The organism is Mesorhizobium sp. M4A.F.Ca.ET.050.02.1.1 (genome assembly GCF_003997725.1).
Lineage (GTDB): Bacteria > Pseudomonadota > Alphaproteobacteria > Rhizobiales > Rhizobiaceae > Mesorhizobium.
On the sequence record NZ_RZSG01000320.1, the window covers coordinates 1 to 5,811 of the forward strand.

Annotated in this window: 6 protein-coding genes; 2 read left to right on the forward strand and 4 right to left on the reverse strand. The window is 65.4% G+C overall.

The annotated features are described in order from the left end of the window. A partial coding sequence (locus tag EOA33_RS20065) for an amino acid--tRNA ligase-related protein (protein ID WP_348628252.1) occupies positions 1 to 350 on the forward strand: 350 nt, incomplete at its 5' end. Positions 351 to 386: 36 nt separating this feature from the next. Here EOA33_RS20065 and EOA33_RS20070 read toward each other — a convergent pair. From EOA33_RS20070 to EOA33_RS20085, 4 genes are read right to left on the reverse strand one after another with little or no spacing between them, the layout of a single operon-like run. Further along, the gene (locus tag EOA33_RS20070) at positions 387 to 1,214 is read right to left on the reverse strand and encodes an ABC transporter permease (protein WP_127406376.1); all 828 of its coding nucleotides are present in this window, start codon (positions 1,212 to 1,214) and stop codon (positions 387 to 389) included. A 2-nt stretch (positions 1,215 to 1,216) separates the two neighbouring features. Next, positions 1,217 to 2,497: an ABC transporter permease gene (locus EOA33_RS20075; RefSeq protein ID WP_127406377.1), complete on the reverse strand. Its 1,281-nt coding sequence runs from the start codon at positions 2,495 to 2,497 to the stop codon at positions 1,217 to 1,219. Between the two features lie 8 nt (positions 2,498 to 2,505). After that, a complete protein-coding gene (locus tag EOA33_RS20080) occupies positions 2,506 to 3,558 on the reverse strand; it encodes an ABC transporter substrate-binding protein (RefSeq protein ID WP_127406378.1) in 1,053 nt (350 codons plus the stop codon). After that, positions 3,555 to 4,733 (reverse strand): ABC transporter ATP-binding protein, encoded by a 1,179-nt coding sequence (locus tag EOA33_RS20085; RefSeq protein ID WP_127406379.1) that lies wholly within the window; start codon positions 4,731 to 4,733, stop codon positions 3,555 to 3,557. The genes EOA33_RS20080 and EOA33_RS20085 overlap by 4 nt, the downstream gene beginning before the upstream one ends. A gap of 285 nt (positions 4,734 to 5,018) precedes the next feature. On the opposite strand from EOA33_RS20085, the gene EOA33_RS40635 reads away from it, so the two are divergent. Beyond that, a partial coding sequence (locus tag EOA33_RS40635; RefSeq protein WP_245482385.1) for a PLP-dependent aminotransferase family protein occupies positions 5,019 to 5,811 on the forward strand: 793 nt, incomplete at its 3' end.

Here is a 5,811-nt window from a genome sequence, read left to right on the forward strand (position 1 = left end):
CCACCATCCTGTACGGCTACCCGGTCTCGGAAGCCGCGCTCGCCCGGCCGAGCGCGGAGGATCCGCGCGTTGCCGAGCGTTTCGAACTCTATTGCTGCGGCGTCGAGCTCGCCAACGCCTTCGGCGAGCTCACCGATCCAACCGAGCAGCGCCGCCGCTTCACCGCCGAAATGGACGAGAAGGAGCGCATCTATGGCGAGCGCTACCCGATCGACGAGGACTTTCTCGCGGCTCTGGCCACCATGCCGCAGGCCAGCGGCTCGGCGCTCGGCTTCGACCGGCTGGTGATGCTGGCGACGGGCGCGGCGCGGATCGACGACGTGATCTGGACGCCGGTGGCCGACGCGTGAAGACCTCAGCCGCCGGCCTCGCCGGTCCTGAAGAACCTATGCCGCTGCGCCCGGCCGTTTCTGACCGCGCCGCGCCAAAAGATTGGCCACCACCAGAAGCACGATCGACAGCGCCATCATCAGCGTCGCGGCGGCGGTGATCGCCGGGCTGAGCTTTTCGCGAAGGCCGATGAACATTTCGAGCGGCATGGTGCGCTGGCCGGCGCTGGCCAAGAACTGCACGACCACGACCTCGTCGAAGGACGTGACGAAGGCGAAGGCCGCGCCAGAGAGCACGCCGGGCAGAATCAGCGGCAGCATCACCCGAAAGAACGCGGTCAGCGGTTTCGCCCCGGAGATCGCGGCGGCACGCATCAAATTGCGGTCGAAGCCGGTGAGGCTCGCCGCCACCGTCACGACGACAAACGGACTGGCTAGAGCGGTATGCGCCAGGATGATGCCGGCGTAGGTGCTGGCCAGGCCGATGCGCGCATAGAACAGATACGAGCCGACGGCGGTGATCACCACCGGCACTATGAGCGGCGACAGAAGCAGCGGCATGACGATGCGTCGGCCTGGGAATTTCTCGTCGGAAAGCGCGATCGCCGTCAGCGTGCCAAGCGTCGTTGCGATCAGCGTGGTGCCGAAGGCAACGATCAGGCTGTTGCCGATCGCCGACTGCCAGCGCTGGGTGCCGAGCACCATCTCGTACCAGCGCGTCGAGAGGCCCTCCAGCGGGAAGATGAAGAAGGCACCGCTGTTGAAGGAGAGCGGAACCGGAATGAGGATCGGGACCAGCAGGAAAAGGATGACCAGCGCGCACCAGATCCAGAGCAGCGCGATGCGGATGCGTTCGCCAAGGGTTGGGTAGGGAGACAACAGCATGGCTACACCAGCTTCAGGCGGTCGAGGCCGAGGATGCGAGCAAAGATGCCGAACAGCGCCAACGTGAAGACGAGCAGGATGAAGCTCAAGGCCGCCGCCATCTCCCAGTTCAGTTCGACATTGACGTAGTTGGCGATGAAGTTGCTGATCAGCTGGTCGCTGGCGCCACCGATCAGCGCCGGCGTTATGTAGTAACCCAGGCACAGGATGAAGGTGAGCAGGCATCCGGCCATCACGCCGGGAAACACCTGCGGAAGGTAGACGCGCCGGAAGGCGGTGAGGGGTTTGGCTCCAAGCGAATAGGCCGCCTTCATCTGCGACGGCTGGATGGTGCGCATGACGCTGTAGATCGGCAGCAGCGTGAACGGCAGCTGGATATGCGTCATGGCAATGATCAGCCCGATGCGGCTGTACATCAGGTCGAGCCGGTCGCTGGCTATGCCGATGAAGAGCAGGAAGTCGTTGACCAGGCCGAATTTCTGCAAAAGCACCGTCCACGCGGCGGTGCGCACCAGGATCGAGGTCCAGAACGGCAGGAGCACGGCGACGATCAGCACGGCGGCCAGGCCTTTCGGTGCGCTGGCGATGAGGTAGGCGAGGGGAAACCCGAGCAGAAGCGTGGCGAGCGTGACCGCCGCGGCAACAAGGAAGGTGCGCACGAATACCTGCAGGAAGATCGCCTGCTCCGGCGGCACCCGCTCGATGCCGCCATCGGCATTCCAGCGCATGTCGAGCGCGCTCAGCAGATAGAACGAGGTGAGGCTGTGAGTGCCATTCCGGATTGCCTGCCAGGTCGACGGCGCCGACCAGAACGGCACCGATTTCATGGCCTCGAGCGCGGCCTGACCGTCGGCGTTTTCGAGCTTGCGCACCGTCTTCAGCACTTGGCTGCGCGCGCCGGGCAGGCGGGCGTTCAGGCTCTTGGCCAGCTCATAGGCCGTGCCCTTGACCTGGTTGTCCTTCAGGTCGGCGGCCAGCGCCGCGAAGCCATCGTCCACCGGCAGGCCCTGGCCGTTCCAGCCGGCCAGGGCCACGGTCGTCTTGGGCAAAGCATCTGCGATTGTCGGATCATAGACGGCGCGCGACAGCAGCAGCACGATAGGTATGCCGAAGCTCAACGCCAGGAGAATGAGCAGCGGCGCCGCCAACAGCAGCGAGCGCAGCCGGTCGCCGAATTCGGCGCGCCGGAGCGCCGCCGACACGGATTTGAGGTCCGCGTCGGCGGCTGGCCGGCCGCGGGCCAGCGCGGGCCGGTCGACTTCGCTGGGCTGGAGCGCCGACATGCCCGTTCCTACTGCGCAAGCCAGGCGTTGAAGCGCTTGACCAGATCCTCGCCGTAGTCGCCCCAGAACTCGGTGTCGGCGACCAGATAGGCGCCGCCCAGATGGTCCGGCGCGTTGGGCAGTTTCGGCAAGGCGTCGGCTGCGACGAAGGACGCGGCATCGGTGCGCACCGGTCCGTAGGTGATGTAGCTGGCAAGCTTGGCGTTGTTTTCCGGCTCGCTGATATAGGCGAGATATTTGTAGGCGAGGTCCGGGCTCTTGGCGCCCTTTGGAATGGCGATCATGTCATATTCGAGGATCTGGTTGTTCCAGACGATCTTGAACGGCTTGCCGTCGGTGTCGATAGCGTTCTGGATGCGGCCGTTCCAGGCGGTCGTCATCACCACTTCCTTGGAGGCCAGAAGCTGCGCCGGCTGCGCGCCGGCATCCCACCAGACGATGTCCTTCTTGATCGTGTCGAGCTTCTTGAAGGCGCGGTCGACGCCTTCCGGCGTTGCAAGGACGTTGTAGACGTCGGCCGGCGCCACGCCGTCGGCCATCAGCGCCCATTCGAGGTTCTGCGCCGGGAACTTGCGCATGGCTCGCTTGCCCGGGAACTTGGTCGTGTCGAAGAGGTCGAGCACCGATGTTGGCGCCTCTTTCAGCACGGTCGGGTCATAGGCGAGGATATCCCCGTAAGCATCGAGACCGACACCGCAATCGAGCGCCGAGCCCTCGATGAACTTGTCACGCGGTCCGATCTTGGAATAGTCGAGCCGCTCGAGGATGCCGGCGTCGCAGCCCTGCAGCACGGTCGCCGTCTCGACCGTCACCAGGTCGATCGGCACGTTGCCGGTGTCGACCATGGCCTTCACCTTGCCGAGGTCGCCGAGATATTCCTGCTCGAGGATCTTGACGCCGGTCTCCTTGCTGAACGGCTCGAACCAGGCCTTGCGCTGGGCGTCCTGCCAAGCGCCCCCGCTCGCCATGATGGAAAGCTCTTGCGCAAAGGCGGCGTGGCCTATCGTCGTGCAGGCAGTTGCGGCCACAAGCGCGAGCAGAGTCTGCTTTGTGTATTTCATGTCGTTTTCCCCTGTTTCGGAATGGCGCCGCCCGTCCCGGCATCGGCCGGAAAGGCGTGGCAATCATTGGGCGCGCAGGAGACCGTCACGGCCTCGCCGTTTGCCATCGTCGCTTCGGGGCCGACCTTGACGGTCAGCACCTGGTCGTTGGCGAGCCTGGCCACGAGGCGCAGGTGGTCGCCGAGATAGATCCGCCCGTCCACCGTGGCGGGCAGGGCGTTGCCGCCGGCCGCCATCGGCGTCAGGGTCAGCCGTTCCGGTCGGATGGCGACCTGGCAGGGAGCGCCCTGCGCGACGCCGATCGCCAGCGCGGTGAGTTCGCCACCGCCGCTCAGCCGGACCCTGCATTCTGCGCCGGAGACTCGGTCAACCACGCCTTCCAGCGTGTTGTTCTCGCCGATGAAGCTCGCCACGAACGAGCTCTGCGGGTTGTTGTAGAGATCATCGGGCGAGCCGAGCTGGGCGATGCCGCCATTGTTGAAAACGGCGACGCGGTCCGACATCGTCAGTGCCTCGCTCTGGTCATGCGTGACGTAGACGATGGTGACGCCGAGCATGGTGTGGATCTGTTTGATCTCGAGCTGCATGTGTTCGCGCAGCTTCTTGTCGAGCGCGCCGAGCGGCTCGTCCATGAGTACCAGGCTCGGCTTGAACACCAGGGCGCGGGCAAGCGCCACGCGCTGCTGCTGGCCGCCGGAAAGCTGGGTCGGTCGGCGGTCGCCAAATTGCCTGAGCCGCACCATGTCGAGCGCGCTCGCTACCCTGGATGCGATATCGGCCTTGCCGACCTGCCGGACCGAGAGCGGGAAGCCGACGTTCTCCTCGACCGTCATATGCGGGAACAGCGCGTAGTTCTGGAACACCATGCCGATGTTGCGCTGATAAGGCGGCAAGCGGTCGACCGGTTGGCCTTCCAGCGTGATCGTGCCATGCGTCGGCCGCTCGAAGCCGGCAAGCATGTTGAGCGTCGTTGTCTTGCCGGAGCCGGAAGGACCAAGCAGCGTCAGGAATTCGCCGCGCGCAACGGTGAGGTTCATCCGCGTCACGGCGAAAGTCCGCCCGTCGTAGGATTTTTCGACGTCGGCGAATTCGACGAAACCCTTGCCGGGACCGGCTTGCGCGGCCGGCGCGATCGTGGCCGGGGCGGCCGGCAATGCGGCCTGGCTGGCGCTCATAGTCCGCAATCCTTGATGCGGCTGAGATGCGGCTTGCGATCCATGCCTCGTCCTCCCGGAAACCGGCTGCTGCCCGGCAGGTCATGTGACTTGTATGGTCACACAATTAACCTGTAGTCGACCATAGATGCAGACAACTTTGTCCGTCAAGCCGATTTTTGGCGGATTGTGTGAGATTGTTAACAGGATATCTTGCGGTTGTACGCCAGACAAGCTCTATTGTCCGGAGTATTGTCTTATGCTAGATGCGCCAACAGTGAGACATCAGCCGTAGTCGATTCCCGCATGCTGCAAGATCTTCGCCTCCCCGACGACGAAAGTCCGGTTTACCGTCGCCTTGCCGACGCGATCGCCGAACGCATCGCCGCCGGCACGCTCGCGGTCGGTGACCGGTTGCCGCCGCAGCGCGAGATCGCGCGGGCACTGGGCATCAATGTCACGACCGTCACGCGGGCCTTGTCGACACTTCAGGAGCAGGGGCTGCTCGAAGCGCGGCCCGGACGCGGCACGACGGTCGCCGCCCGTGACGTCGGCGAGAAGCCGGGCTTCGTGTCGTCGCCGAGCGACCAGAGCGGCATCATCGACCTTTCCGTCAACCGGCCGGCCACCACCGCCTATCTCGATGCGGTTGCCGCGCTGCTGCCGCGTCTGCCCAAGGACCGGCACTACGCCGCGCTTCAGGACTACCACCCGCCGGAAGGACCGCTCTGGGCGCGCGTGGCGGTGGCCGACTGGTTCAAATCCGTCGCCGGCGACGGCGATCCCGGCCGCGTCGTGCTCGCCGCTGGCGCCCAGCACGGACTGGACGGTGTCCTCGGTGCGGTGACCAGGCAGGGCGAGGTCGTGCTTGCCGACGAGGTGACGTACCAGGGCATAAACGCGCTCTGTCGCGTGCATGGGCTGGATCTCAGGGGCGTCGCCATGGACCGCGCCGGCATGCGCCCCGACGCCTTCGAGGGCGCCTGCGCGCACCTGCGTCCGCGCGCGGTCTTCCTGGTGCCGACGCTGCACAACCCGACGACGATCACGCTGAGCGCGGAGCGCCGGCATGAGCTTGCGGCGGGTGTCGACGCCGTAC